This window comes from Pseudomonas sp. ML96 (assembly GCF_000761545.1).
Taxonomy (GTDB): Bacteria; Pseudomonadota; Gammaproteobacteria; order Pseudomonadales; family Pseudomonadaceae; genus Aquipseudomonas.
This window is the reverse complement of the sequence record NZ_JPMY01000012.1, coordinates 90,677-115,277: the sequence shown is the minus strand read 5'-3', so window position 1 is coordinate 115,277 and position 24,601 is coordinate 90,677. Positions and strand designations below refer to the sequence as shown.

The following is a 24,601-nucleotide window of genomic DNA, read 5'->3' as shown; positions in this document are numbered from 1 at the left end:
GGGGTCGATCAGGAGGGAAAGCGTAGCTCAGAAAATAATCAGTTCTTCCGGGCGTCCGTCGGCGGGGTCAGCACGCTGGGCGGCTGGGTTGGCTTCAGTGCAGCCGCCGCTCACGCACGACGATTTCAGCCTGATAGGCCAACTGATCGAGCAGACGATCACGCTGCTTCTCGGCATCGCGCATGGCCTTCTGGCCGTGTTGTTTGACCAGGTAGGTGTGGATCTGCCCGACCTCCTTGGAGTGGAAGATCGGCGTCAGGTCCTGCACGGCGACCAGGCCGTCCGAGGCGTGGTCGCGGCTGTTCATCAGCACCTGCGGGCCGCGTGCGCCGAGTACGCGAAAGCCCAGGGCGGCGAAGGTCGGCACGCGGCTGGCGACGCAGGCCAGTGCGGCGTGCGGGTGGAGTAGCTGCATCTGCTGCAGCATGGCGCGGGCGATGCCCTGGCGGCGGTGGCTGGCCTGCACGGCGGTGTAGAGCAGGGTGCAGGCCTCGGGATCGTCCTTGCTCGGCAGGTACAGGGCGAAGCCCAGCACCTGGGACGGGTCTTCATCGTCCAGCGCCAGGATCAGCCGCGCGCTGCTGTCCGGCTCGCTGCCCATGGCCTGCAGGTACAGGTGCACCTCGAAGCCGATCACATACTGGTACAGCTGGTACAGCGGGTTGCTTGGGGTGAGCGGCGCCGGGCTGAGGTCGCTGAAGTAGTCCACCACCATCTGCAGCACCTGGCTTTTCAGGGACTCAGGCGGCGGGGTGTTGAGGTGGCTGAGGGTGAACATCGGCAGGCGGCTTTGCGGCGGGTTGGCCCGGCATTGTAGCGCCCTTGGCGCGGCAGGCCGTCGCCGGGGCAAGACTTCCCACGCAAAAGCCGGATAATGGCGGCCATTTCGTCTTGCCTGCGTCTGGTAACCCCATGGAAATCAAGGTCAACTTTCTCGACAACCTCCGTCTCGAAGCCAAGTTCGATGACTTCACGGTGATCGCCGACCAGCCCATTCGCTACAAGGGCGATGGCTCGGCGCCGGGGCCGTTCGACTACTTCCTGGCGTCCTCGGCGTTGTGCGCGGCCTACTTCGTCAAGCTGTACTGCCAGACGCGCAACATCCCCACGGAAAATATCCGCCTGTCGCAGAACAACATCGTCGACCCGGAAGACCGCTACAAGCAGATCTTCAAGATCCAGGTCGAGCTGCCGGCGGACATCTCCGAGAAGGACCGCGTCGGCATCCTGCGTTCCATCGACCGCTGCACCGTAAAGAAAGTGGTGCAGACCGGCCCCGATTTCATCATCGAAGAGGTGGAAAACCTCGACGCCGACGCCCAGGCCCTGCTGATCCCGGCGCTGACCGAGGGCGAGGGTACGCGCATCCTCGGCAAGGACCTGCCGCTGGAGCAGACCATCGCCAACATGTCGGCCATCCTCGCCGGCCTGGGCATGAAGATCGAGATCGCCTCCTGGCGCAACATCGTGCCCAACGTCTGGTCGCTGCATATCCGTGACGCCCAGTCGCCGCTGTGCTTCACCAACGGCAAGGGCGCGACCAAGGAGAGCGCGCTGGCCTCGGCCCTGGGCGAGTTCATCGAGCGGCTGAACTGCAACTTCTTCTACAACGACCAGTTCTGGGGCGAGGAAATCGCCAATGCCGATTTCGTCCATTACCCCAACGAGCAGTGGTTCAAGCCCGGCCCGAAGGACGCACTGCCGGAAGAGATCCTCGACGAGTACTGCCTGGAGATCTACAACCCGGACGGCGAGCTGCGCGGCTCGCACCTGTACGACACCAACTCCGGCAACAAGGCGCGCGGCATCTGCTCACTACCCTTTGTGCGCCAGTCGGACGGCGAGGTGGTGTACTTCCCGTCCAACCTGATCGAGAACCTGTATCTCTCCAACGGCATGAGCGCCGGCAACACCCTGGCCGAAGCGCAGGTGCAGTGCCTGTCGGAAATCTTCGAGCGTGCGGTCAAGCGCGAAATCCTCGAAGAGGAACTGGCCCTGCCGGACGTGCCGCAGGAGGTGCTGGCCAAGTACCCCGGCATCGTTGCTGGCATCAAGGGCCTGGAGGAGCAGGGCTTCCCGGTGCTGGTCAAGGACGCCTCGCTGGGCGGCGAATTCCCGGTGATGTGCGTGACCCTGATGAACCCGCGCACCGGCGGCGTGTTCGCCTCGTTCGGCGCGCACCCGAGCTTCGAGGTGGCGCTGGAACGCAGCCTCACCGAGCTGCTCCAGGGCCGCAGCTTCGAGGGCCTCAACGACCTGCCGCAGCCGACCTTCGAGAGCCAGGCGCTGACCGAGCCGAACAACTTCGTCGAGCACTTCATCGACTCCAGCGGCGTGGTGTCCTGGCGCTTCTTCAGCGCCAAGGCCGACTACGAGTTTGTAGAGTGGGACTTCTCCGGTGAGGGCGAAGACTCGAATGCCCAGGAAGCCGCGACCCTGTTCGGCATCCTCGAGGACCTGGGCAAGGAGGTGTACATGGCCGTGTACGACGACCTCGGTGCCAACGCCTGCCGCATCCTGGTGCCGGGCTACTCGGAAATCTACCCGGTGGAAGACCTGATCTGGGACAACACCAACAAGGCGCTGATCTTCCGCTCCGACATCCTCAACCTGCACAGCCTGAGCGACCTGCGCCTCAAGAGCCTGCTCAAGAGCCTGGAGAACTGCGAAGTCGACGATTACACCGACATCACCACGCTGATCGGCATCGAGTTCGACGACAACACCGTGTGGGGCCAGCTGACCATTCTCGAACTGAAGCTGCTGATCTACGTGGCGCTGAAGAAGTTCGAGCAGGCCAAGGGGCTGGTCGAGGCCTTCCTGCAGTACAACGACAACACCGTCGAGCGCGGCCTGTTCTACCAGGCGCTCAACGTGGTGCTGGAGGTGCAGCTGGACGACGATCTGGAGATGGCCGATTACGAGGCCAACTTCCGCCGTATGTTCGGCAACGAGCGGCTGGACGCGGCGCTGGGCTCGGTGGACGGCAGTGTGCGTTTCTACGGCCTGACCCCGACCAGCATGCAGCTGGAAGGCCTCGACAAGCATCTGCGCCTGGTCGAGAGCTACAAGAAGCTGCATGCCGCGCGGGCCAAGGCGGCGGGGCTCTCCAGCTAAGCAGGGCGGGTGGCGTCAGTCGCCGTGAGCGCCTCAGGCCTGGGTGAAACCGCGTAGGTCCCACCTAGGTAGCCGCGAGCGCGCGGCCTTCTAACAGTCAGCTGAGTTGCTCAGGCTTATTTGCCTGTGAGTAGCCCCTGCTTTACAGCGTCCTCCAGGCTGCTCTGAGTCAGCTGTGTCAGCACATTGTCTGCCGACTCGTTGAAGGGCAGAGCGAAGATCAGCAGCAGCTGCATCCAGGTAGTCATGGTTTCGTGTTTCTCGACACGGCCCAGAACAGTGCCCTGGCCATCCTTGAATACAGTCTCCATGGTCAGCGTATTGCTGTATTTGCCTGGAATGATGAACAGGGTGAAGCCGGTGATGAAGGCACTGGCCATGCTGCCACGCTCGTGGTTGGTAACTTGCACGGACGCGTAGATATCGGAGGTTTGCTGGGCGAGGGTGGCGCGCTCGAACTGTTCGCTGCCTTGGTATTCCTTGAGTACCAGCTCCGCCAGTTTTGCCTGATTGAAGCCCGCACCGGTGGCATTGCCGTTGAACAGGTACTGGCCTTCCACCTTGAGGTAGAGGCTGGGCTTTGCGCCGCTGGCGGCCGCTGGCGGCCATTGCGTGACTGGGCTCAGGTCGTCGTGAGAGTAAGTGGCGCAGCCTGTGAGCTGGAGCAGCAGGGTGACCAGCAGCAGGGAGAAAATCCGGTTCAATGTGTGTCCTTAGGGCTTATTGGCCAGTTGCTGAAGGCTGTCCTGCAGTAGTTCTTCTACTAGCTGGTTGAGCTGGGTGGAGCCGAGGGCGAGATTGAAATAGTCGTCATCCCACAGCCCGGTGTTCTGGTCGAGGTGCAGTGTTTTCTGGCTGCTGGCGAGCGTTTTGCCCTGCTTGTCCTCGAAGGCCAACGCGCCTTTCAGATCGTACTTGTCGACATAGATCGGACCGTTGAACCAGATCCAACCGGTCAGAGTGAGGAGAGCTCCCGGGAAATAGCCTGGATGCGGTGTGCGTTTGCCCTTCAGCGAGCTGAGCTCCAGCTTGAGCAGGACATCCTGCTCGCCGAGCGAGGCCGGAAAGCTGATTACTTCCCGGAAATACTCGCCGTGCTCGATGCGTTGGTTCAGTTGGCTGGTGAACTGGCTGCTCAGGTTCTTGCGGACTTCGGCGTCGAGGCTGCTATCCGAGACCAGTACGTCATCGATCATGACGGCCTGTTGGCGGGCAGCGCTGGCTTTCTGGGCGGGTTCACTGATGGGGCCGGCAGGGGTGAAGGAGACACAGCCGGTAAGACTCAGGCCGAGCAGGGCTGCTGCCAGGTAATGCAGAGTTTTCATTGAGCGTCCTTGATCATGGAGGCGATATGCCACTGGTTTGGGCGGGCGCCATTCTAGCGATTGCGGACGCTAAGGGAAGTTGCGTTTTGTGATGGTGGGTGGCGACTTGAGTGTCGCGGCCTGGGAGGAAAGCTTTCGCTAGCGAGCGTCAGGCAGATGGTGCAGTCAGAGCTGTTGGCCGCCCTCGGCGCTGGGCTGCCGCTTGGCAATATCCCGCATCTTGGCCGCGAGAATTTCCGCCTCCAATGCTCGCACGGTGCTCTTGGCAGGTGGGAATTCGAAGGTGGCGCTCTCGGCAAGGGTGTGGAGGCGCGTGCCGTCATTCAGGGTGAGCTGCACGAACGCCAGGTGGTCCGACCAGGAGCGATAGCGCCGCACCATGAACAGGCTATGGCTGGAGCGGACCGAGCTGATTTTCGTCAGCTCAACCCTGAGGTTGCTGTCGGCGCCGCACAGTACCAGCTCGTCGTCATGGATGAAGGCCGGTCGGCATCTGCTGACCCTGAGCCATTCCAGGCCGAAGCGGAGCGCCATGGCCAGCATGACGAGGGGCAGGAACGAGAGGAGGGCGAATTCGCTGTCGGCCACTCCCTTCAGCGTGATGCCGCCTATGAGCAGCAGAAAGAACAGCGTGACGATCCGGTAGAAGTGGACGTTGCCGAACTCCAGCAGAGGCAGTAAGCGGACTTCCATGTGCCTTGTTCCTTGCGCCAAGGGTTTCGGGAGCTGAGCGACGTCAGCGCGGTTTGCTCGCCGCGCCCTCGAAACGCTTCGCGAGAAGTCCCATCACCATGCCCGCGGCTATGCCGATGGCACCGCAGGTCAGGCCCATGGGGCGGTTGCTCACGAAGCCGACGTTCTTCACATGAGTCGGCAGGCCGACCAGGCCGGTAAAGAGCAGCATCGCGGCTGACAGGGCGATGAGGTAGATGCCACCGGCGCGCCAGGAATTGGTGGGAATACCCTGGCGCCGGCAATACAGGTAGCCCAGGCCGAACGGCAGCGCGAGCTGGGTGAGGAGGAAGAGGATCAGGTTGCTGGCGTCGCTCATCGTCGATTGCTTCGCAGTGGCTTAGAGCCAGGGTAGGGCATCTGCGGATCAGCTCGGGTGACCTATCGCGCAAAAACGCTGACCTGCCCCTGGCGCCGGGCTCACTTCGGCGAGGCCGAAGCAGCCGCTAAGGCTGCTCACTGACCTTGAGCCGGCCATTCAGGCCGGCTCTGCAACGCGTTCTTCCTGCAGCGATTGCTGCAGCTGCGCCACCAGCGCGTCGACCTGGTCCATGGCCTGGGCTACCGACGCGGCCAGCAGTTCGCCGCCGGCTTCCTGGCCCTCGATGGCGATCTGGTGCACCTGGGTGATGCCGATGAAGCCGAGGGCGGTGATCAGGCTGGCTTCCAGATGGTTCATGTGCGCCATCTGCCCGCCCGCGTCGAAGCCGACGCCGCCACGGGCGGTGAGGATCACCGCATGCCGAGGCCGGTCGGCCAGCAGCGGGATATAGGGGGCGAGCGGGTTGCTGGCGTCGGACGCCACGGTGCGGTCGGTGCGCACGATCTGGTCGATCCACGCCTTGAGCGCGGCCGGCATGCTGAAGTTGTACAGCGGTGTGCCGATCACCAGCACGTCCGCCGCCAGCAGCTCGTCGATCAGCAGCTCGCTCTCCTTCAGCGTGTCGTTCATCCACGGCTCACGTTGTTCGTCCGCAGTGAAGGCGGCAGCGATCCAGTCGTGGTCGATGATGGTCGGCGGGTTCTGGCCGATGTCGCGGTAGGTGAGGCTGTCCTGCGCGCGGCGGGTCAGCCACTGGCTGACGAAGCGCTGGCTCAGGTTGCGGCTGTGCGAGCCGTGCAGGTCCTTGCCGGCGAGGCCGGGGCGGGCGCTGGCATCCAGGTGCAGTATGTGCGGCATGTCGAGTCTCCTGATTGAAGTTGTGCTCATCTGTATTTCGCAGCAGACTCAGGCTATGGCCGCCAAATATTGGCGACAAACGATCATTATTTTTCGACACGCCTGAGAGGAATTCATCCATGAGTCAGCGCTGGCTACCCTCGCTCTCGGCCCTACGCGCCTTCGAGGCGGCCGCTCGCCACGAGAGCGCCAAGCAGGCCGCGGAAGAACTCTCGGTGACCGCCACGGCGATCAGCCACCAGATTCGCGCCTTGGAGGAATCGCTCGGCGTGGCACTGTTCCTGCGCAAACCGCGCCAGCTGGAGCTGACCGCCCAGGGCCGCGAGCTGCAGCAGACGCTGGAATCGGCGTTCGACAGCATCAGCGCTACGGCCATGCGCCTCAGCGCGCTGCCCTGCCGCCAGGCCATCACTCTCAGCACCACGCCGGCGGTGGCGGTGCGCTGGCTGCTGTCCTGGGTCTGCCTGCTGCGCGAGTCCCATCCGGATATCGACCTGCGCATCCACGCCTCGCACGAGCCGGTGGCGCTGGACGGCGTCACCGCGGACATCGCCATCCGCTACGGCGACGGCCGCTGGCCGGGGCTGGTGGCGGAGAAGCTGTTCGACAACACCTTCATCCCGGCCTGCAGCCCACGGCTCGGTTTGCAGGATGCGACCGAACTGCCTAGGCACACGCTGATCCATTTCCGTAACCAGGCCGTGGTCTCGTCGCCGCTGGACTGGGCGCTGTGGCAGAAGCAGGCCAAGGTGCCGGGGCTGGATGTCAGCGCCGGGCTGGTGTTCTCCGACGAGACCCATGCGGTTTCTGCGGCCATCGGCGGGCAGGGGGTGGCGCTGATGAGCCGGCAGTTGATCGAGGATGAGCTGAGGGAAGGGCGGCTGGTACAGCCGTTCGGGCCGGAGGTGGAGGGCAAGCCGTTCTTTCTGGTGTATCCGGAGAGCCGGCGGGATGATCCGGCTATTCGGGCGGTGCGGGATTGGGTGATGGCAGTGCCGGGTGGGCTCTGCACGCTTTAGTTCTGTTTTCGGTTTTGATCGCTCCCACGCTGCTGCCTGGGAGCGATATGCGTGGCTATTCCTGTTGGGCCATCCACTCGTCATAGAACGGCGGCAGGCTGGAGGCCTTGACGCTGAACTGTGCTGGGCGCTTTTCGCGGAACGCGGCCACGCCCTCCTTGCCGTCACCGATGCTGGTATAGAACATCGCCAACGAGTCGATGCGGTGCGCTTCCAGCGGATGGGCTTGCGCGCTGTTGCGGTAGAGCATCTGGCGGCTGAGCGCGGTGGCGGCGGGTGAGCGATCCTGTACTAGCCGACGGGCAAAGGCTTCGGCTTCTTCCAACAGGTTTTCTGGCGAGTGAACCGAGCGTACCAGGCGCCCGCGCAGGGCTTCCTGGGCGTCGAAGATGTCGGCGGTGTAAACCCATTCCAGCGCTTGCTGCAGGCCGACGATACGCGGCAGAAACCAGCTCGAGCAGGCTTCGGGGACGATACCCAGGCGGCCGAAGACGAAGCCGATGCGAGCTTTTTCCGAGGCGAGGCGAAAGTCCATCGCCAGCGTCATGGTGGCGCCGATACCAACGGCAGCGCCATTGATGGCAGCGACCACCGGCTTGCGGCAAGCGTGGATGGCCAGGGTCACGCGGCCACCGGTATCGCGTACGCCGGCATGGATGTCTGCGCTATCGAGCCGTTCGTGCATGTCTGCGAGGCTGGGCGTAAGGGATTCGTCCAGGCCGAAGACGTTGCCTTCCTTCGATAGATCCATACCTGCGCAAAACGCGCGGCCCGCCCCGGTTACCAGAATGACGCGAACGTCATCGTCCAGGCTGGCCCGGTTGAAGGCGTGCTCCAGCTCATTGGCCATTTCGATGGTGAATGCGTTCATCTGCTCGGGGCGGTTGAGGGTCAGTTTCAGCAGGCCATCGTTGAGCTGCCAATCAATCGCTGAGTAGTTCATCTGCTCTTTCCCTTGTTGTTATTGGACTCATCGTGGACCGCATTGCCATGGCGGCCCCGCGCGATAGCCGAGCCGGTATAGCACGTGAGTAATCGGGCGAGGTATAGATCGTTCGAACGCTTCTAGGCGCTGGAGGGAGGGAGCAGAGGCGAGCGTGGAGCCCCGCCTGCGCGGGGATGACGGAAGTGGGAGCGAAGCGAAAAGCGAGTCCGCAAGAAAGAGGAAAGCGCTACCAAGCAGCTAGGAGTCCGAACCCGTCAGGAGGCCGAGTGGAGGTGTTGCGCAGGGGGGCGCGAGGCAGGACGCCGAGCAAGGAGCGAAGGGGCAGGGAGGCCCCTTCGCGACGGCACCCCGGATGTCGGGGTGCCCTTCTCTTTGGTTACTTTTTCTTGGGCCGGGCGGCGATCCGCACGCAAGAGAAAGTGACTCGCCGTAAGGGCGAAAAGCGATAGTTGGAATAGAACGTAAGATCTCTGTGTCTGCGTGACAGGTACACGCCCTACGCTGGGGGTCAAAGCTTTTCGCATTCTCCAGCCGACAATGGTGTGGGCTTTGGATGCTGGGTTTCGAAGGCTGAAGTCAGCTTTTCTAATTCATCCTCGCTCATGTCGCCCAACGCATAGCTTCTCAAGGCGTAGGCCAGGTTTGAAAAGGCTCTCACTCTGGACCCTCTATCAGGATCGACAGCCTGGCCTTTGGTTTGCCCTTTCTCAGCGGTGTTTGCAGAAAATATGAATGTTGTCGGGTCGAGCAATATTCTCTTATCTCGTGACGTGGCTTTGGTCTTGTAAAGCTCATGAATCCAGATTTTACAAAGACGGTGGGATAGGTCGTCTGAGATATTCTTTGAGTGAATTTGAGTTGGGTTCTTCAAGTAACTATCGGGGATGTCTGGAGGGAAGACATATTGTCTGGCCATCTCGTTGCCCTCTTTCGCTGCTTCGGCTACTTGAAACATGTGGACTGAATACTTTGGTTCAATAAGGAATGCTTCTTGACCTTCGCTTGTGGCTCTTACCCCAGTTAGGAACTCATTGCTCAAGCTAGGGAGTACCAGGGCTTGTAAGGAGGGCTCCTGGCTATAGCCGCTCCTAAAGGTGGTAGTCAGTTTCTCGTAATACTCGGGGGTAATGTTTACGGGAGCCAAGTGTTCTGTGCTGGCTGCGGCGGTAGCTGCTAGTAACAAGGATGTAAGCAGGCTCAGATTTACGAAGAGGATCTTCATGGAATTTCCTAATAAAAAAGCCCCGCGCAAGGCGGGGCTTTTAGTCTTTCTCTCGCTACCCCGAACATCCATACTCAGGTAAAGCGCTTGTAATCTGTCCTAACGGTCTAGACCCAGGAATCAATCCCAGCTCAACGCACCACCAGTCTGATACTCGATCACACGAGTCTCGAAGAAGTTCTTCTCCTTCTTCAGGTCCATGATCTCGCTCATCCACGGGAACGGGTTGTTGGTACCTGGGTATTCCTCTTTCAGGCCGATCTGGGTCAGACGACGGTTGGCGATGAACTTGAGGTAGTCCTCCATCATGGCCGCGTTCATGCCCAGTACGCCGCGCGGCATGGTGTCACGCGCGTATTCGATCTCCAGCTGGGTGCCCTGCAGGATCATCTGGGTCGCTTCGTCCTTCATCTGGGCGTCCCACAGATGCGGGTTCTCGATCTTGATCTGGTTGATCACGTCGATACCGAAGTTCAGGTGCATGGACTCGTCGCGCAGGATGTACTGGAACTGCTCGGCGGTGCCGGTCATCTTGTTGCGGCGACCCATGGAGAGAATCTGGGTGAAGCCGCAGTAGAAGAAGATGCCTTCCAGAACGCAGTAGTAGGCGATCAGGTTGCGCAGGAACTGGCGGTCGGTCTCCGGGGTGCCGGTCTTGAACTCGGGGTCGGAGATCGAGCGGGTGTATTTCAGGCCCCAGGAGGCTTTCTTCGCGACCGAAGGAATCTCGTGGTACATGTTGAAGATCTCGCCTTCATCCATGCCCAGCGACTCGATGCAGTACTGGTAGGCGTGGGTGTGGATCGCTTCCTCGAAGGCCTGGCGCAGGATGTACTGGCGGCACTCGGGGTTGGTGATCAGGCGGTACACGGCCAGCACCAGGTTGTTGGCAACCAGGCTGTCGGCGGTGGAGAAGAAGCCGAGGTTGCGCTTGACGATGCGGCGCTCGTCTTCGCTGAGGCCGTCCTTGCTCTTCCACAGAGCGATGTCGGCGTTCATGTTCACTTCCTGCGGCATCCAGTGGTTGGCGCAACCATCCAGATACTTCTGCCAGGCCCAGTCGTACTTGAAGGGTACGAGCTGGTTGAGGTCGGCGCGGGCGTTGATCATCTGCTTGTCGCCGACGTGTACGCGGGCGGCCGAGCCTTCCAGATCGTCCAGGCCTTCCTGAATGTCCAGATCGTCCAGGGCCTTCTTGGCGCGGGCGACGGCGTCGGAGTCGTCGGCCGATACGGCGCGAGCCTCTTCGACGGAGCCGGCGGCATCGTCGTCCAGTTGATCAACGGCGGCGCCGACTACGGCAGCGGCGGGTTTGGCGGCGGCTTCGGCGCCTTCTTCTTTATCGAATTCGTCCCAGCTGAGCATGGTGGTCTCCTGCTTGGTCATCGGGCCGGGTTTCTGTGCGGCCTGTATGAATGTCCAGTAATTCTGATTATGTTCCGTTGCGATCTGCACGCAAGGGTCAAACAGTGCCACCCGACTGGTGGCGCCCAGGCCCGCGAGGCGGGCGAGGGGAGATGTTCTTGGGGCTGGTTTCCCTCACCCCTGGCCCCTCTCCCGAGGGGAGAGGGGAAACAAGCGATCCGAGTTGCTTTTAGCTTTTTTACCTCGGCAACTCGGTGCGAGCGGTTTGCAGAGCGAGGCAGCGCTAGGCGCCCGGTAGGGTGGAGCCCCTGAGCGTGCTGGTGCACGTGATGGGGGCCGTCCTGCCGGGCAACAACGCGCGGTCCGCTCTGCGAGCCGCGACTTACTGACAGGCTTCGCAGTCGGGCTGGTCGATGGCACATGCCTTTGGTACCGGAGCCGGACCGGCCGGAGCAGCGAAGCTGCCCTCGTCGATCGCACCACTGGACACGGCGTTGAGCTTGCCGGTGTTGATGGTGGATTTCTCGGTGCTGGTGGCGGCCAGGGCACGGAGGTAGTAGGTGGTTTTCAGACCACGGTACCAGGCCATGCGGTAGGTCACGTCCAGCTTCTTGCCCGAGGCGCCGGCGATGTACAGGTTCAGCGACTGAGCCTGGTCGATCCACTTCTGGCGACGGCTGGCGGCGTCGACGATCCACTTGGTTTCCACTTCGAACGCGGTGGCGTAGAGGTCTTTCAGGTCCTGCGGGATGCGCTCGATCTGCTGTACGGAACCGTCGTAGTACTTCAGGTCGTTGACCATGACGCTGTCCCACAGGCCGCGGTTCTTCAGGTCGCGAACCAGGTAGGGGTTGATCACGGTGAATTCGCCGGAGAGGTTCGATTTCACGTACAGGTTCTGGTAGGTCGGCTCGATCGACTGCGACACGCCAATGATGTTGGAGATGGTCGCGGTCGGCGCGATGGCCATGATGTTGGAGTTACGGATGCCTTTCTTCACGCGCTCGCGGATCGGCGCCCAGTCCAGCGACTCGCTCAGGTCGACGTCGATGTACTTCTGGCCACGGGCCTCGATCAGGATCTGCTGGGAGTCCAGCGGCAGGATGCCCTTGGACCACAGGGAGCCTTCGAAGGTGGAGTAGGCGCCGCGCTCGTCGGCCAGGTCACAGGAAGCCTGGATCGCGTAGTAGCTGATCGCTTCCATGGACTTGTCGGCGAACTCGATGGCCGCGTCGGAACCGTAGGCGATGTGCTGCAGGTACAGGGCGTCCTGGAAGCCCATCAGGCCGAGGCCGACCGGACGGTGCTTGAGGTTGGAGTTCTTCGCCTGCGGCACGCTGTAGTAGTTGATGTCGATGACGTTATCGAGCATGCGCACAGCGGTCTTCACGGTGCGGCCGAGTTTCTCGGTATCCAGCTTGCCGTCGACGATGTGGTTGACCATGTTGATCGAGCCCAGGTTGCAGACTGCGATCTCGTCCTTGTTGGTGTTCAGGGTGATCTCGGTGCACAGGTTGGAGCTGTGCACGACGCCCACGTGCTGCTGCGGGCTGCGCAGGTTGCACGGGTCCTTGAAGGTCAGCCACGGGTGGCCGGTTTCGAACAGCATGGACAGCATCTTGCGCCACAGGTCTTTGGCGGCGATGGTCTTGAAGACCTTGATCTTGCCGTAGCCGGACAGGGCTTCGTAGTACTCGTAGCGCTCTTCGAAGGCCTTGCCGGTCAGGTCGTGCAGATCCGGTACTTCGGACGGGGAGAACAGGGTCCACTGGCCGTCGTCGAACACGCGCTTCATGAACAGGTCCGGAATCCAGTTCGCGGTGTTCATGTCGTGAGTACGGCGACGGTCGTCACCGGTGTTCTTGCGCAGCTCGAGGAATTCCTCGATGTCCAGGTGCCAGGTTTCCAGGTAGGCGCACACGGCGCCCTTGCGCTTGCCGCCCTGGTTCACGGCCACGGCGGTGTCGTTGACCACTTTCAGGAAGGGTACGACGCCCTGGGATTTGCCGTTGGTGCCCTTGATGTAGGAGCCCAGCGCGCGAACCGGAGTCCAGTCGTTGCCCAGGCCGCCGGCGAATTTCGACAGCATAGCGTTGTCGTGGATGGCGCCGTAGATGCCCGACAGGTCGTCCGGCACGGTGGTCAGGTAGCAGGAGGACAGCTGCGGACGCAGGGTGCCGGCGTTGAACAGGGTCGGGGTCGACGCCATGTAGTCGAACGAGGACAGCAGGTTGTAGAACTCGATGGCGCGTTCTTCACGGTTCTTCGGCTCTTCGATGGCCAGGCCCATGGCCACGCGCATGAAGAACACCTGCGGCAGTTCGAAGCGGATGCCGTCCTTGTGGATGAAGTAGCGGTCGTACAGGGTCTGCAGGCCCAGGTAGGTGAACTGCTGGTCGCGCTCGTGGTTGATGGCTGCGCCCAGCTTGGCCAGGTCATAGTCCTTCAGCTTGGCGTCGATCAGTTCGAACTCGGCACCTTTCTCGACGTAGGCCGGCAGGGCGCGGGCGTACAGGTCGGCCATCTCGTGGTGAGTGGCGCTGTCGGCGATGTTGAGGAAGCTCAGGGCCTCGGCGCGGATGTTGTCCATCAGCAGACGGGCGGTGACGTAGGAGTAGTTCGGCTCACGCTCGACCAGGGTACGGGCGGTCATCACCAGGGCGGTGTTGACGTCCTTCTCGGCTACGCCGTCGTACAGGTTCTTCAGGGTCTCGGCTTCGATCAGCGAGCCGTCGACTTCGGCCAGGCCTTCGCAGGCCTCGCGGATGATGGTCTGCAGGCGGCCCATGTCCAGCGGCTGCACGCTGCCGTCGGCCTTGGTGACGCGGATGCTCGGGTGCGGCTGGGCGACGTCGTCGCTGGCGCTCTTGCGCTTGCTGGCCTGGGCTTCGCGGTAGATCACGTAGTCGCGGGCGACTTTCTGCTCGCCGGCGCGCATCAGGGACAGTTCGACCTGGTCCTGGATCTCTTCGATGTGGATGGTGCCGCCGGACGGCATGCGGCGCTTGAAGGTGGCGGTGACCTGCTCGGTCAGGCGCGCGACGGTCTCATGGATACGCGACGAGGCGGCGGCATTGCCACCTTCAACTGCGAGAAACGCCTTGGTGATGGCCACGGTGATCTTGTCGTCGGTGTAGGGCACGACAGTACCGTTGCGCTTGATCACGCGCAGCTGGCCCGGAGCGGTGGCGGCCAGATCCTGGCTGGACTCGCCGGCCTGGGGTGCCACGGACTGCGGATTCTCGCGAGTTGTGTCGGTGTGCATGAGGTTCTCCACTTCTAATTGGTTTGGACACTTTGGGTGTCGCGTGTTCATTCCATTGCAAAACGTCACGACATCCGGCGTCCGGCCAGACATCGAGAAAACTTACGGCAGTCAGGATGACTCGAGGGCCATCCTGGCAACTGAATCCAGGCGGAGCCGGTTGATCATGACCACAAGCTGTAGTGGTCACGACACGCGACTTCGCGGTCGTTCTGTGAATACAGGGGGAGGGGTTGCGCGGTCCGTGCTGCCTGCAGCCGCAAGCGATGGCGGCTGGGCTGAAATGCTACCGGTAGCGCGTGGATCGAGCCCCTCTGCATTCTTTCTTCTTAGTGTCCCTGGCCTCGGGTTACCCACTACATGTAGGGGTGAGGCGCGATGGGGATACAAGATAATGCGCTATTGGGGGCTTTGCAAGGGAAGTGCAGGGGGGCTTTCTGTGGATAACTTGTGGGTGAATTGTGGGTCGTTTCGCCATAACGCGCGGCAGGCCCCGAGAACTCTGGCCCCTACCGTTCGTCGCTACCGGCGAACGGCTTTTTCGGACATTTGCCGGTGTGGCGACGCGGCGCACGCTACCACAATATCTAGTGTTTTTGGCATGCACTGTGCTAACCACACTCGGTTGTTACAATGCCGCCACTAATGGCGTTTCCGCTGGAGAAGAAGTCGTGGAACAAGAGGCCTGGCAGATCCTGATCGTCGAGGATGATCAGCGGTTGGCGGAGCTGACCCAGGAGTACCTGCAGAGCAACGGTCTGCAGGTGTCGATCGAATCCGATGGGGCCCGGGCCGCGGCCCGCATTCTCCAGGAGCAGCCGGACCTGGTGGTGCTCGACCTGATGCTGCCGGGCGAGGATGGTTTGTCCATCTGCCGCAAGGTGCGCGGCCAGTTCGCCGGGCCGATCCTGATGCTCACCGCGCGCACCGACGACATGGACGAGGTGCTCGGCCTGGAGATGGGCGCCGACGACTATGTGTGCAAGCCGGTGCGCCCGCGTGTGCTGTTGGCGCGCATCCGTGCCCTGTTACGGCGCAGCGAGGGCGTCGATGCTCCGGCCGAGAACCAGCGCCGCCTGGAGTTCGGCCCGCTGGTGATCGACAACGCCATGCGCGAGTCCTGGCTGCGTGGCGAAGGCATCGAGCTGACCAGCGCCGAATTCGACCTGCTCTGGCTGCTGGCCTCCAATGCCGGGCGCATCCTCTCCCGCGAGGAAATCTTCACCGCCCTGCGTGGCATCGAGTACGATGGTCAGGACCGCTCCATCGACGTACGCATCTCGCGCATCCGCCCGAAGATTGGCGATGATCCCATGCACCCGCGCCTGATCAAGACCGTGCGCAGCAAGGGCTACCTGTTCGTTGCCGAGGCCGCCAGCGCGCTGCAATGAACAGTATTTTCCTGCGCATCTATGGCGGCATCATCGCCGCCCTGGTGCTGGTAGCGCTGCTTGGCGTCGGCGCCCTGCAGCTGACCAACGAGGTGCGCAGCGACCAATACCGCGAGCAGCTGGCGCGCGGCACCTTCCGCCTGATGGCGGACAGCCTGCAGCCGATGAACGATGTCGACCGCCGCCGCGCGTTGATCACCTGGACGCGCCTGCTCGGCGTGCCACTGGAGCTGCAGGCGCTGGCCGACGCACCGCTGGATGGCCGCACCCGCGGGCGCCTGCTCAATGGCCAGGTGCTGGTCGAACAGGCCGGGCCGCACGAGGCGCGGGTATTCGCCCTGGTCAGCGCCCAGCAGCAACTGGTGCTGACCGCCGAGATCGAGCAGGTCAGCGAGCAGCTGGCGCGCGCCACCGTCTATCTGCTGATGGACGAGCTGGTGCGCTATCCCATCGTCGAGCAGCCCAAGCGCCTGGCAGCGTTGAAGGAAGAGAAACAGTTCGGCTTCGACCTGCGCCTGGTCACCCTGGAGAAGGTCGACCTGGACGAGGACCAGCAGCGCCGGGTGGATGAGGGCGATACGGTGCTGGCGTTGGGTAAGGGCGGCGATGCGATCCGCGTGATCGCCGGCATGGTCGGCACGCCCTGGGTGCTGGAAGTCGGCCCGATCTACCAGATGAATCCGTACCCCACCGAGCTACTGGTGCTGATCGGCGTGCTCGGCCTGAGCCTGACCGGCTTGATCCTCTATCTATTGGTGCGCCGCCTGGAGTTGCGCCTGCAGGGCCTGGAAAGCGCCGCCGGACAGCTGGCCAGCGGCCGCCTGGATGCTCGTGCGCCGTCTCAGGGCGCCGACTCGGTGGGGCGCCTGGCCGCCACCTTCAACGCCATGGCCGAGCAGCTGCAGCGCCTGGTCAGCGTGCAGCGCGAGATGGTCCGCGCGGTGTCCCACGAGCTGCGCACGCCGGTGGCGCGCCTGCGTTTCGGCCTGGAGATGATCGCCGACGCCGAGACCGACCAGGCCCGGCACAAGTACCTCGAGGGCATGGACGGCGACATCCAGGACCTCGACAAGCTGGTTGACGAGATGCTGGTCTACGCCCGTCTGGAGCAGGGCTCGCCGGAGCTGAACTTCCAGCGCGTCGACCTGGGCGCGCTGATCGATCAGGTGATCGGCGAGCTGGCGCCGCTGCGTGCGCATATCAAGGTCGACCGCGGCACTTGCCAGGACGGCCCGGACGACACGGCCATGGTCGACGCCGAGCCGCGCTACCTGCACCGCGCCCTGCAGAACCTGGTGAGCAACGCCATGCGCCACGCCGAGTCACGAGTGCGGCTGAGCTACCGGATCGACGCCGAGCGCTGCTGGATCGATATCGAGGACGATGGTCCCGGCGTACCGGAGGAGGCCTGGGAACGGGTGTTCACCCCGTTCCTGCGCCTGGACGACAGCCGCACCCGCGCCTCCGGTGGCCACGGTCTGGGCCTGTCCATCGTGCGGCGCATCGTCTACTGGCACGGTGGGCGCGCCTATGTCGGCCGTGGCACCTATCTGGGTGGCGCACGTTTCAGCCTGATGTGGCCGCGTCGGCAGCTATATAAGCGCTGAGTCACTACCGTTCGGCGCCATTCATCAAATTGTCACTGAACTGTGGCAGCGCTCTCGAACGAACATCCGCAGACTCGCGTTTCACTGGGGTTCTGCGTTCCGGATGTTGTCGATGCGAGTTCTACTCTTCCTCGCCGCGCTATTGTGCGGCCTGCCGTCCTATGCGGCGAACCGATGCGAGGTGCAGGTGCCGACCGCCACGGCGGACGTTGGCGCCGTGCGCCTGGCCTACCAGAGCATCGGCAACCCCAGCGATCCTGCGCTGCTGCTGGTGATGGGCCTTGGCGGTCAGCTGATCCACTGGCCGGACGAGGTGGTGGCAAGCCTGTGCCAGCAGGGTTTCCGAGTGATCCGTTTCGACAACCGCGATGTCGGCCTGTCTGCCTGGAACGGCGAGGCGCCGGAGGCGAACCTGAGCTACGAGGCGCTGCGCTACCAATTGGGTCTGGGCGCCAACGCCCCCTATTCGCTGCGTGACATGGCCGGCGACGCCCTGGGCCTGATGGATGCGCTGGGTGTGCAGCGCTTTCACGTGCTCGGCGCGAGCATGGGTGGGATGATCGCTCAGCACATGGCCGACCTGGCGCCGCAGCGCGTGGAGAGCCTGACCCTGCTGATGACCAGCACCAGTGCGCCGGGCCTGCCGGCGCCCGATGCGCACCTGCTGCAACTGCTGGCACGGCGCGAGGCGCCCGACCGCGCCGCGGCTCTCGAACAGCAGGCCGATCTGCTGGCCGCACTTGGTAGTCCGACTCAGGCGGTGGATCGCCAGCAACTGCTGGGCGAGGCTGCGCGCAGCTATGACCGCGCCTTCAACCCGCAGGGCGTGCAGCGGCAGATCCTGGCGATCCTCGCCGAGCCGAGCCGCGTGGCGCTGCTCGAGCGCCTGCATGTGCCGACCCTGGTGGTACACGGCACCGCCGACCCGTTGCTGCCGGTGATGCATGGCGTGCACGTGGCTGCGCATATAAAGGGTAGCGAGTTGAAGCTGATTTCCGGGCTGGCCCATCGTTTCCAGCCGGCATTCAAGGAGCCGCTGCTGGCTGCCGTGCTGCCGCACCTGCGCGCCCATCGCATGGATGATGCACAGCTGGCCCAGCGCCTGGCGGGTGACACGCTGCAGTCGCCGCTGTGATCAGGCGACCGGAGCGCTGACCGGCGGCTGACGGCAGGCGAGCAGGTAGTCGCGCAGCCTGGCCTGTTGGCCGGGCGTCATGAACAGGCCGAGCTTGGTGCGGCGCCAGAGGATGTCCTCGACTTCTACCGCCCATTCCTCGCGGCGCAGGTAATCCACTTCGCGGGTGTACAGGCCGGCGCCCAGGTGCTCGCCCAGTTCGCTCTGCCGCTGCACGCCATCGAGCAGACGCCAGGTGCGGCTGCCGTAGGTGCCGGCCCAGCGCAGGGCCAGTTCGCGGTCGAGCCAGCCGAAGCGGGCGATCAGCTTGTCGGCCAGGGCCTCGCGGCTGTCCATGCTCTCGCCGCCGGGCAGCGGCGCCTTGGCGGTCCAGGCCGGGCACAGGTGGCTGAAGGTCGGCGCGAGCAGCTCCATGGCTGCCTCTGCCAGTTTGCGGTAGGTGGTCAGCTTGCCGCCGAACACCGACAGCAGTGGAGCCTCGCCCGGCGCGCCGGCCAGCGCCAGGGTGTAGTCGCGGGTGACGGCCGAAGGCTGGTCGGACTCGTCGTCGCACAGCGGGCGCACGCCGGAGTAGGTGTGCAGGATGTCGCTGCGCGATAGCTGCTGTTTGAAGTGGGCATTGACCACCTTGAGCAGGTAGTCGGTTTCTTCCTCGCTGATCTGCACCTTGGCCGGGTCGCCCTGGTATTCGCGGTCGGTGGTGCCGATCAGGCTGAAGCGCTCCAGCCAGGGGATGACGAAGACGATGCGCTGGTCCTCGTTCTGCAGGATGTAGGCGTGCTCGCCATCGTGCAGGCGCGGCACCACGATGTGGCTGCCCTGGATCAGTCGAATGCCGTAGGTGGGCTTCTGTTTGAGGTCGTCCTGCAGGAAGCGCGCGACCCAGGGCCCGGCGGCATTGACCAGGGCGCGGGCGCGGATCGAGAACAGGCTGCCATCGGCGCGCTCCAGATGCAGGTGCCACAGGCCCTTGCTGCGCCGCGCGCTGACGCAGCGGGTGCGGGTGTGCACATGGGCGCGGCGCTCGCGGGCGGCCATGGCGTTGAGCACCACCAGGCGGGCGTCATCCACCCAGCAGTCGGAATATTCGAAGCCGCGGGTCATCTCCGCCTTGAGCGGGCTGCCGGCTCCGAAGCGCAGGCCGCGCGAGGCCGGCAGCTTCTCGCGCTTGCCCAGGTGGTCGTAGAGGAACATGCCGGCACGGATCATCCAGGCCGGGCGCAGGTGCGGGCGGTGCGGCAGGACGAAGCGCAGCGGTTTGACGATGTGTGGCGCCTTGGCCAGCAGCACTTCGCGCTCGGCCAGGGCCTCGCGGACCAGGCGGAACTCGTAGTGTTCGAGGTAGCGCAGGCCGCCGTGGATCAGTTTGCTGCTGGCCGAGGAGGTGTGCTGAGCCAGGTCGTCGCGTTCGCAGAGGAACACCGAGAGCCCGCGCCCGGCCGCATCGGCGGCGATGCCGGCGCCATTGATGCCGCCACCGACCACGGCCAGGTCGTAGATTTCGGCGATGGGAGGCGTCTGGCTGAGCGGCATGGCAAGGGCACCATAAGTTGTAATGTGAACTTTTAATGTTCGATTTCGAAAATATGCTAGCCGAGTGAGCGTGCCGACGCCAGCCTTGGTACCGGCCGGTCATCGTGGGGGAAGGTGTTGTCGGCTGTTAAACGATATGCAGCTGGATCTTCTGCTCGGCCAGCAGGCGCACGATGGCGGGGGCGGGTGGGGCGTCGGTGTATAGCTGGTCGACCAGGGCGATAGAGCCCAGGCGCACCACGGCGTTACGCCCGAACTTGCTGGAGTCGGCGGCCAGCAGCACCTGGCGGGCGTTGTCGATGATCGCCTGGGACACCCGCACTTCCTGATAGTCGAAGTCGAGCAGGCTGCCGTCCTCGTCGATGCCGCTGATGCCCATCACGGCGAAGTCGACGCGGAACTGCTGAATGAAGTCCACCGCCGCCTGGCCTACCACGCCGCCATCGCTGCGCACGCTACCGCCGGCGACCAGTACTTCGAAGTCGGCCTTGTCGGCCAGGGTCGCCGCTACGTGCAGGTTGTTGGTGATCACCTTGAGGTGCTTGTGGCCGAGCAGGGCGCGGGCGATGGCCTCGGTGCTGGTGCCGATGCCGATGAACAGCGAGGCGTGGTCGGGAATGGCGGCGGCGATGGCTTCGGCGATGCGCTGCTTCTCGTCGCGCATCTGCCCGGCGCGCATGGCGTAGGCGGTGTTCTGGATGCTCGAGGCTTCGCTCGCCGCGCCGCCGTGGGTGCGCCGCAGCAGGCCCTGTTCGGCCAGCTGGTTGATGTCGCGGCGAATGGTCTGCGGGGTGACGGCGAAGGCCTGGGCCAGCTCGTCGATGCTGACGTAGCCGCGCTCGCGGGTGCGTTCGAGAATGCTCTGCTGGCGGGGCGGGAGGCTCATCGGCTGTCCTTTTTATTGGCCGGCGGATTATAACGGTGTGCCGCTGCGCTGTTCATGGCTGGTCATGGCAGTGCGACGTTAATAACTGCCTGCGGCGGTTTTTTCCGCTAAGGTACGCGAATTCTGTCGGAAGATTTTCACATTCGAACATGACTCCTGCCATCGATCTGCTGAAAAAGGCCAAGGCCGAGCACAAGGTGCACAGTTATCACCACGACCCCAAGGCGCCGTCCTATGGCCTGGAGGCCGCGGAAAAACTCAATCTGGACCCGGCGCGGGTGTTCAAGACTCTGCTCGCCGCCACCGAGAAGGGTGAGTTGCTGGTAGCCGTGGTGCCGGTGGCCGGCAGCCTCGACCTCAAGGCCCTGGCCCATGCGGCGGGGGCGAAGAAGGCCGACATGGCCGATCCGCAGCAGGCCCAGCGCAGCACCGGCTACCTGGTCGGCGGTATCAGCCCGCTGGGGCAGAAGAAGCGCTTGCGCACCTTCATCGACGAGTCTGCGCGCAATCACCCGACCATCCACGTCAGCGCCGGTCGCCGCGGCCTGGAAGTGGAGCTAGCGGCCGAGGTACTGGCGCAGCACACCCAGGGCAGCTTCGCCGCCATCGGCCGCGATTGATCAGGCTCCACCCGGCGTCACCCACATAACAACAAGGAATACGCATGTCCCAGTACCTGCTTGCCATCGACCAGGGCACCACCAGCTCGCGCGCCATCGTCTTCAGTGCCCAGGGCCTGCCGCTGGCCAGCGCCCAGCAGGAGTTCAAGCAGTACTTCCCGCAGGATGGCTGGGTCGAGCACGATGCCGAGGAGCTGTGGCTGACCACCCTTAAGGTCTGCCGCGAGGCACTGGCCAGCAAGGCGCTGAAGGCTGAAGAAGTGCTGGCCATCGGCATCACCAACCAGCGCGAAACCACCGTGGTGTGGGACGCTGCTACCGGCATGCCGATCCACCCGGCCATCGTCTGGCAGGACCGCCGCACCGCCGACTACTGCGCAGGGCTCAAGGCCGAGGGCCACGAGGCCAAAGTGGCGGAGAAGACCGGCCTGCTGATCGACCCCTATTTCTCCGCGACCAAGCTGCGCTGGATTCTCGACAGCGTGCCCGGCGCCCGCGAGCGCGCCGAACGCGGCGAGCTGCGCTTCGGTACCGTCGACTGCTTCCTGCTGTGGCGCCTGACCGATGGCCGCTCGCACCGCACCGATGCCAGCAACGCCTCGCGCACCCTGCTGTTCAACATCCACAGCCAGCAGTGGGATGAGGAGCTGCTGGCGCTGTTTGACATCCCGCGCAGCCTGCTGCCGGAGGTACTGGACTGCGCCGCCGACTTCGGTACCACCTCGCCCGAGTTGCTTGGTGCCGGCATCCCGGTGCTGGGTATGGCCGGCGACCAGCAGGCCGCGCTGATCGGCCAGGCCTGCTTCGACGCCGGCATGGTCAAGAGCACCTACGGTACCGGCTGCTTCATGATCCAGAACACCGGTGACAAGCCGGTGGTGTCGCAGAACCGCCTGCTGACCACGGTCGGCTACCGCCTGAACGGCAAGGTCACCTATGCGGTGGAGGGCAGCATCTTCGTCGCCGGCGCTGCCGTGCAGTGGTTGCGCGACGGCATCAAGCTGATCAGCGATGCCCGCGATACCGAGATACTCGCCGAGCAGACCGGCGATGCCTGCGGTGTGTATCTGGTGCCGGCCTTCACCGGCCTCGGCGCGCCGTACTGGGACCCCAAGGCACGCGGCGCGATCTTCGGCCTGACCCGCGATACCGGAATCAAGGAAATCGTCACCGCCGGCCTGCAGTCGGTGTGCTACCAGACCCGCGACCTGCTCGAAGCCATGCGTCAGGACGGCGCCGCCGAGCCCAGCGCGCTGCGCGTGGACGGCGGCATGGTGGTCAACAACTGGGTCATGCAGTTCCTCGCCGACGTGCTCGGCGTACCGGTGGAGCGCCCGGTGGTGACCGAGACCACGGCGCTCGGCGTGGCCTACCTGGCCGGCCTGCAGGCCGGGCTGTACCGCGACCTGGAGGAGATCGCCGGGCACTGGCACCGCCAGCAGCGCTTCTCGCCGCGTATGGCCGATGCGCACCGCAGCAAGCTCTACGCCGGTTGGCTGGATGCGGTGAAGAGGGTGCGCAGCGAAGGCTGAGGGTGATACAACTGCTGCGTGTTTCTGCCTGAGGTCGCCACATGGATTTGTGTAGTCGTCTTCCGACCTTTTCTGCTCTGCTGCTCGTCGGCCTGGGCCTCGCTCCGCAGGTTCGCGCCGAGACCCTGGTGATCGCCGCCGACCTCTGGTGCCCGATCAACTGTGCCCCGGATGCCCAGCAGCCGGGCATCTTCGTCGAGCTGGCGCGCGACATCTTTGCCGAGTCCGGCATCACCGTGCGCTACGAGATCCGCAACTGGGCGCGGGTGCTGCAGCAGGTGCGTCACGGCGAGATCAACGCTGCAGTCGGTGCCGGCCGCGAGGACGCGCCGGACTTCCTGTTCACTGCCACGCCGGTGGCCATGTCGCGCAACTGCTTCTACACCCAGCAGGACTCGCAGTGGCGCTTCACTGGCGTGGACTCGCTGGCCAGCGTGCGCCTGGGCGTGATCAACGACTACAGCTATGGCGAGCAGCTCAATGCCTATGTCGCAGCGCAGCGTGGCAATGGCGACCGCGTGCAGGTGGCGGCCGGCGGCGCTGCGCTCGATCTCAACCTGACCAAGCTCGACCACGGCCGTATCGATGTGCTGATCGAGAACAGCTGGGTGATCCAGGCGCACCTGGCCGACCTCGGCCGCGTCGGCGAGCTGCGCGAGGCGGGCTGCCGCGAGCCGGACGTGCCGATCTACCTGGCCTTCTCGCCGGGGCGTGAGGACAGCGCGCGCTACGCCGAGATCTTCGAGCGCGGCCTGCAGCGCTATCGCGCCGATGGCCGGCTGCAGACCCTGCTCGAGAGCTACGGGGTCAGCGCGCGCTAGAACATCCCCTGGGGCGCGGTCACAACAGACAGCTGTAATGGCGCAATCGCAGGTGACTGTACCGATCCGGCGGGCGAGCGCCACGGCATGCTGGTGGCTCAAGACCAACTGCCAGGGAGCGCAGCATGCAACTCGAATTCCATCAGATCGACGCCTTCACCGACCGACCGTTCAGCGGCAACCCGGCCGTGGTCTATCGGCTCGACGCCTGGCTGGAGGACGAGCTGATGCAGCGCATCGCCGCCGAGCACAACCAGGCCGAAACCGCATTCACCGTGCGTGAAGGAGCGGGCTGGCGCATTCGCTGGTTCACCCCGGCCTGCGAGGTGCCTCTGTGTGGCCACGCTACCCTGGCCACCGCCCACGCGCTGTTCCAGCTGTACGGTGAGCCGGGCGAGCGCCTGGAGTTCAGTTGCATGTCCGGTGCCCTGGCGGTGAGCCGTGACGGCGGGCGCCTGGTGCTGGACTTCCCGGCCATCCGCCTGGAGCCGGCGCAGATGGCGGAGCAGGTCGGTGCCATCCTCGGTCAGCGGGTGCTGGCGGTGCAGGTCGGCAAGGAGCTGCTGGCGGTGCTGGAGTCCGAGCAGGCGGTGCGTGAGTGCAAGCCGGACATGACGGCACTGGCGCAGCTGCCGGGCCTGGGTGTGATCGTTACCGCGCCGGGTGTGCAGCACGACTTCGTCTCGCGCTACTTCGCCCCGGGCATCGGCATCGACGAGGACCCGGTGACCGGTTCCACCCACTGCATCCTGGCTCCCTACTGGGCCGAGCGCCTGGACAAGACTGAGCTGCGCGCCTACCAGTGCTCCGCACGCGGCGGCGAGCTGCACTGCCGGTTGGATGGTGCACGGGTGAAGATTGCCGGCCAGTCCGTGCTGGTCGCCAGCGGCAAGCTCTATCTGTAA

The 24,601-nt window shown here is 64.1% G+C and carries 21 protein-coding genes; 9 read left to right on the top strand and 12 right to left on the bottom strand.

Annotated features, from left to right (window positions below):
• Nucleotides 1–94 precede the first annotated feature (94 nt).
• Complete coding sequence (locus IP89_RS10110; protein WP_043309360.1) at nucleotides 95–778, bottom strand: GNAT family N-acetyltransferase; 684 nt, start codon at nucleotides 776–778, stop codon at nucleotides 95–97.
• A gap of 134 nt (nucleotides 779–912) precedes the next feature.
• Between IP89_RS10110 and IP89_RS10105 the strand changes: the two genes are divergently transcribed.
• Nucleotides 913–3,117, top strand: a complete 2,205-nt coding sequence (locus IP89_RS10105; RefSeq protein ID WP_043309358.1) for an OsmC domain/YcaO domain-containing protein — start codon at nucleotides 913–915, stop codon at nucleotides 3,115–3,117.
• 116 nt (nucleotides 3,118–3,233) lie between these two features.
• On the opposite strand, the gene IP89_RS10100 is transcribed toward IP89_RS10105, so the two are convergent.
• The 5 genes from IP89_RS10100 to IP89_RS10080 form a co-directional block, all read right to left on the bottom strand.
• Nucleotides 3,234–3,821, bottom strand: coding sequence for a hypothetical protein (locus IP89_RS10100; protein WP_043309356.1), 588 nt, complete (start codon nucleotides 3,819–3,821; stop codon nucleotides 3,234–3,236).
• 9 nt (nucleotides 3,822–3,830) lie between these two features.
• Entirely contained in the window at nucleotides 3,831–4,442 is a 612-nt protein-coding gene (locus tag IP89_RS10095) for a hypothetical protein (RefSeq protein WP_043309354.1), read from the bottom strand.
• Between the two features lie 165 nt (nucleotides 4,443–4,607).
• Nucleotides 4,608–5,135: a hypothetical protein gene (locus IP89_RS10090; RefSeq protein WP_043309352.1), complete on the bottom strand. Its 528-nt coding sequence runs from the start codon at nucleotides 5,133–5,135 to the stop codon at nucleotides 4,608–4,610.
• A 43-nt stretch (nucleotides 5,136–5,178) separates the two neighbouring features.
• A complete protein-coding gene (locus tag IP89_RS10085; protein WP_043309350.1) occupies nucleotides 5,179–5,493 on the bottom strand; it encodes a hypothetical protein in 315 nt (104 codons plus the stop codon).
• 159 nt (nucleotides 5,494–5,652) lie between these two features.
• Nucleotides 5,653–6,354, bottom strand: a complete 702-nt coding sequence (locus tag IP89_RS10080) for an FMN-dependent NADH-azoreductase (protein ID WP_043309349.1) — start codon at nucleotides 6,352–6,354, stop codon at nucleotides 5,653–5,655.
• Between the two features lie 119 nt (nucleotides 6,355–6,473).
• Here IP89_RS10080 and IP89_RS10075 point away from each other — a divergent pair, with 119 nt between their 5' ends.
• On the top strand, nucleotides 6,474–7,373 hold the full coding sequence (locus tag IP89_RS10075) for a LysR substrate-binding domain-containing protein (RefSeq protein WP_043309348.1): 900 nt from the start codon (nucleotides 6,474–6,476) through the stop codon (nucleotides 7,371–7,373).
• A 55-nt stretch (nucleotides 7,374–7,428) separates the two neighbouring features.
• Here IP89_RS10075 and IP89_RS10070 read toward each other — a convergent pair whose 3' ends face one another.
• From IP89_RS10070 to IP89_RS10060, 4 genes are all read right to left on the bottom strand, one after another.
• Complete coding sequence (locus IP89_RS10070; protein WP_043309346.1) at nucleotides 7,429–8,316, bottom strand: crotonase/enoyl-CoA hydratase family protein; 888 nt, start codon at nucleotides 8,314–8,316, stop codon at nucleotides 7,429–7,431.
• Between the two features lie 511 nt (nucleotides 8,317–8,827).
• A complete protein-coding gene (locus tag IP89_RS23335; RefSeq protein ID WP_156115021.1) occupies nucleotides 8,828–9,541 on the bottom strand; it encodes a hypothetical protein in 714 nt (237 codons plus the stop codon).
• A 120-nt stretch (nucleotides 9,542–9,661) separates the two neighbouring features.
• Nucleotides 9,662–10,906, bottom strand: coding sequence for a ribonucleotide-diphosphate reductase subunit beta (locus IP89_RS10065; protein WP_043309482.1), 1,245 nt, complete (start codon nucleotides 10,904–10,906; stop codon nucleotides 9,662–9,664).
• Nucleotides 10,907–11,288: 382 nt separating this feature from the next.
• A complete protein-coding gene (locus IP89_RS10060; protein WP_043309345.1) occupies nucleotides 11,289–14,171 on the bottom strand; it encodes a ribonucleoside-diphosphate reductase subunit alpha in 2,883 nt (960 codons plus the stop codon).
• Between the two features lie 671 nt (nucleotides 14,172–14,842).
• Between IP89_RS10060 and IP89_RS10055 the strand changes: the two genes are divergently transcribed.
• The 3 genes from IP89_RS10055 to IP89_RS10045 all read left to right on the top strand — a co-directional run bounded on the left by IP89_RS10055 (nucleotide 14,843) and on the right by IP89_RS10045 (nucleotide 18,304).
• The gene (locus IP89_RS10055; RefSeq protein ID WP_043309343.1) at nucleotides 14,843–15,562 is read left to right on the top strand and encodes a winged helix-turn-helix domain-containing protein; all 720 of its coding nucleotides are present in this window, start codon (nucleotides 14,843–14,845) and stop codon (nucleotides 15,560–15,562) included.
• Nucleotides 15,559–17,169: an ATP-binding protein gene (locus IP89_RS10050; protein ID WP_043309341.1), complete on the top strand. Its 1,611-nt coding sequence runs from the start codon at nucleotides 15,559–15,561 to the stop codon at nucleotides 17,167–17,169. The genes IP89_RS10055 and IP89_RS10050 overlap by 4 nt, the downstream gene beginning before the upstream one ends.
• A gap of 112 nt (nucleotides 17,170–17,281) precedes the next feature.
• Nucleotides 17,282–18,304: an alpha/beta fold hydrolase gene (locus IP89_RS10045; protein ID WP_043309339.1), complete on the top strand. Its 1,023-nt coding sequence runs from the start codon at nucleotides 17,282–17,284 to the stop codon at nucleotides 18,302–18,304.
• Here IP89_RS10045 and glpD read toward each other — a convergent pair whose 3' ends face one another.
• Together glpD and IP89_RS10035 are read right to left on the bottom strand one after the other, a co-directional pair.
• Nucleotides 18,305–19,837 carry a glycerol-3-phosphate dehydrogenase gene (gene glpD / locus IP89_RS10040; protein ID WP_043309337.1) on the bottom strand — a complete coding sequence of 511 codons (1,533 nt, stop codon included), beginning with the start codon at nucleotides 19,835–19,837 and terminating at the stop codon, nucleotides 18,305–18,307.
• A gap of 127 nt (nucleotides 19,838–19,964) precedes the next feature.
• A complete protein-coding gene (locus IP89_RS10035; RefSeq protein WP_043309335.1) occupies nucleotides 19,965–20,723 on the bottom strand; it encodes a DeoR family transcriptional regulator in 759 nt (252 codons plus the stop codon).
• 149 nt (nucleotides 20,724–20,872) lie between these two features.
• Here IP89_RS10035 and ybaK point away from each other — a divergent pair, with 149 nt between their 5' ends.
• The 4 genes from ybaK to IP89_RS10015 all read left to right on the top strand — a co-directional run bounded on the left by ybaK (nucleotide 20,873) and on the right by IP89_RS10015 (nucleotide 24,601).
• The gene (gene ybaK, locus IP89_RS10030) at nucleotides 20,873–21,343 is read left to right on the top strand and encodes a Cys-tRNA(Pro) deacylase (protein WP_043309333.1); all 471 of its coding nucleotides are present in this window, start codon (nucleotides 20,873–20,875) and stop codon (nucleotides 21,341–21,343) included.
• A gap of 44 nt (nucleotides 21,344–21,387) precedes the next feature.
• A complete protein-coding gene (gene glpK / locus IP89_RS10025) occupies nucleotides 21,388–22,875 on the top strand; it encodes a glycerol kinase GlpK (RefSeq protein WP_043309332.1) in 1,488 nt (495 codons plus the stop codon).
• 41 nt (nucleotides 22,876–22,916) lie between these two features.
• Complete coding sequence (locus tag IP89_RS10020; protein ID WP_052081026.1) at nucleotides 22,917–23,696, top strand: ABC transporter substrate-binding protein; 780 nt, start codon at nucleotides 22,917–22,919, stop codon at nucleotides 23,694–23,696.
• Nucleotides 23,697–23,821: 125 nt separating this feature from the next.
• Nucleotides 23,822–24,601 carry a PhzF family phenazine biosynthesis protein gene (locus IP89_RS10015; RefSeq protein WP_043309329.1) on the top strand — a complete coding sequence of 260 codons (780 nt, stop codon included), beginning with the start codon at nucleotides 23,822–23,824 and terminating at the stop codon, nucleotides 24,599–24,601.

Coding starts and splice junctions, on each gene's coding strand:
- IP89_RS10070 (WP_043309346.1), bottom strand. CDS start 8,316: ATGAACTACTCAGCGATTGATTGGCAGCTCAACGATGGCCTGCTGAAA.
- IP89_RS10035 (WP_043309335.1), bottom strand. CDS start 20,723: ATGAGCCTCCCGCCCCGCCAGCAGAGCATTCTCGAACGCACCCGCGAG.
- IP89_RS10080 (WP_043309349.1), bottom strand. CDS start 6,354: ATGCCGCACATACTGCACCTGGATGCCAGCGCCCGCCCCGGCCTCGCC.
- IP89_RS10085 (WP_043309350.1), bottom strand. CDS start 5,493: ATGAGCGACGCCAGCAACCTGATCCTCTTCCTCCTCACCCAGCTCGCG.
- IP89_RS10020 (WP_052081026.1), top strand. CDS start 22,917: ATGGATTTGTGTAGTCGTCTTCCGACCTTTTCTGCTCTGCTGCTCGTC.
- IP89_RS10075 (WP_043309348.1), top strand. CDS start 6,474: ATGAGTCAGCGCTGGCTACCCTCGCTCTCGGCCCTACGCGCCTTCGAG.
- IP89_RS10060 (WP_043309345.1), bottom strand. CDS start 14,171: ATGCACACCGACACAACTCGCGAGAATCCGCAGTCCGTGGCACCCCAG.
- IP89_RS10110 (WP_043309360.1), bottom strand. CDS start 778: ATGTTCACCCTCAGCCACCTCAACACCCCGCCGCCTGAGTCCCTGAAA.
- IP89_RS10095 (WP_043309354.1), bottom strand. CDS start 4,442: ATGAAAACTCTGCATTACCTGGCAGCAGCCCTGCTCGGCCTGAGTCTT.
- IP89_RS10015 (WP_043309329.1), top strand. CDS start 23,822: ATGCAACTCGAATTCCATCAGATCGACGCCTTCACCGACCGACCGTTC.
- IP89_RS10065 (WP_043309482.1), bottom strand. CDS start 10,906: ATGCTCAGCTGGGACGAATTCGATAAAGAAGAAGGCGCCGAAGCCGCC.
- IP89_RS10050 (WP_043309341.1), top strand. CDS start 15,559: ATGAACAGTATTTTCCTGCGCATCTATGGCGGCATCATCGCCGCCCTG.
- IP89_RS10090 (WP_043309352.1), bottom strand. CDS start 5,135: ATGGAAGTCCGCTTACTGCCTCTGCTGGAGTTCGGCAACGTCCACTTC.
- IP89_RS10105 (WP_043309358.1), top strand. CDS start 913: ATGGAAATCAAGGTCAACTTTCTCGACAACCTCCGTCTCGAAGCCAAG.
- ybaK (WP_043309333.1), top strand. CDS start 20,873: ATGACTCCTGCCATCGATCTGCTGAAAAAGGCCAAGGCCGAGCACAAG.
- glpD (WP_043309337.1), bottom strand. CDS start 19,837: ATGCCGCTCAGCCAGACGCCTCCCATCGCCGAAATCTACGACCTGGCC.
- IP89_RS23335 (WP_156115021.1), bottom strand. CDS start 9,541: ATGAAGATCCTCTTCGTAAATCTGAGCCTGCTTACATCCTTGTTACTA.
- IP89_RS10045 (WP_043309339.1), top strand. CDS start 17,282: ATGCGAGTTCTACTCTTCCTCGCCGCGCTATTGTGCGGCCTGCCGTCC.
- glpK (WP_043309332.1), top strand. CDS start 21,388: ATGTCCCAGTACCTGCTTGCCATCGACCAGGGCACCACCAGCTCGCGC.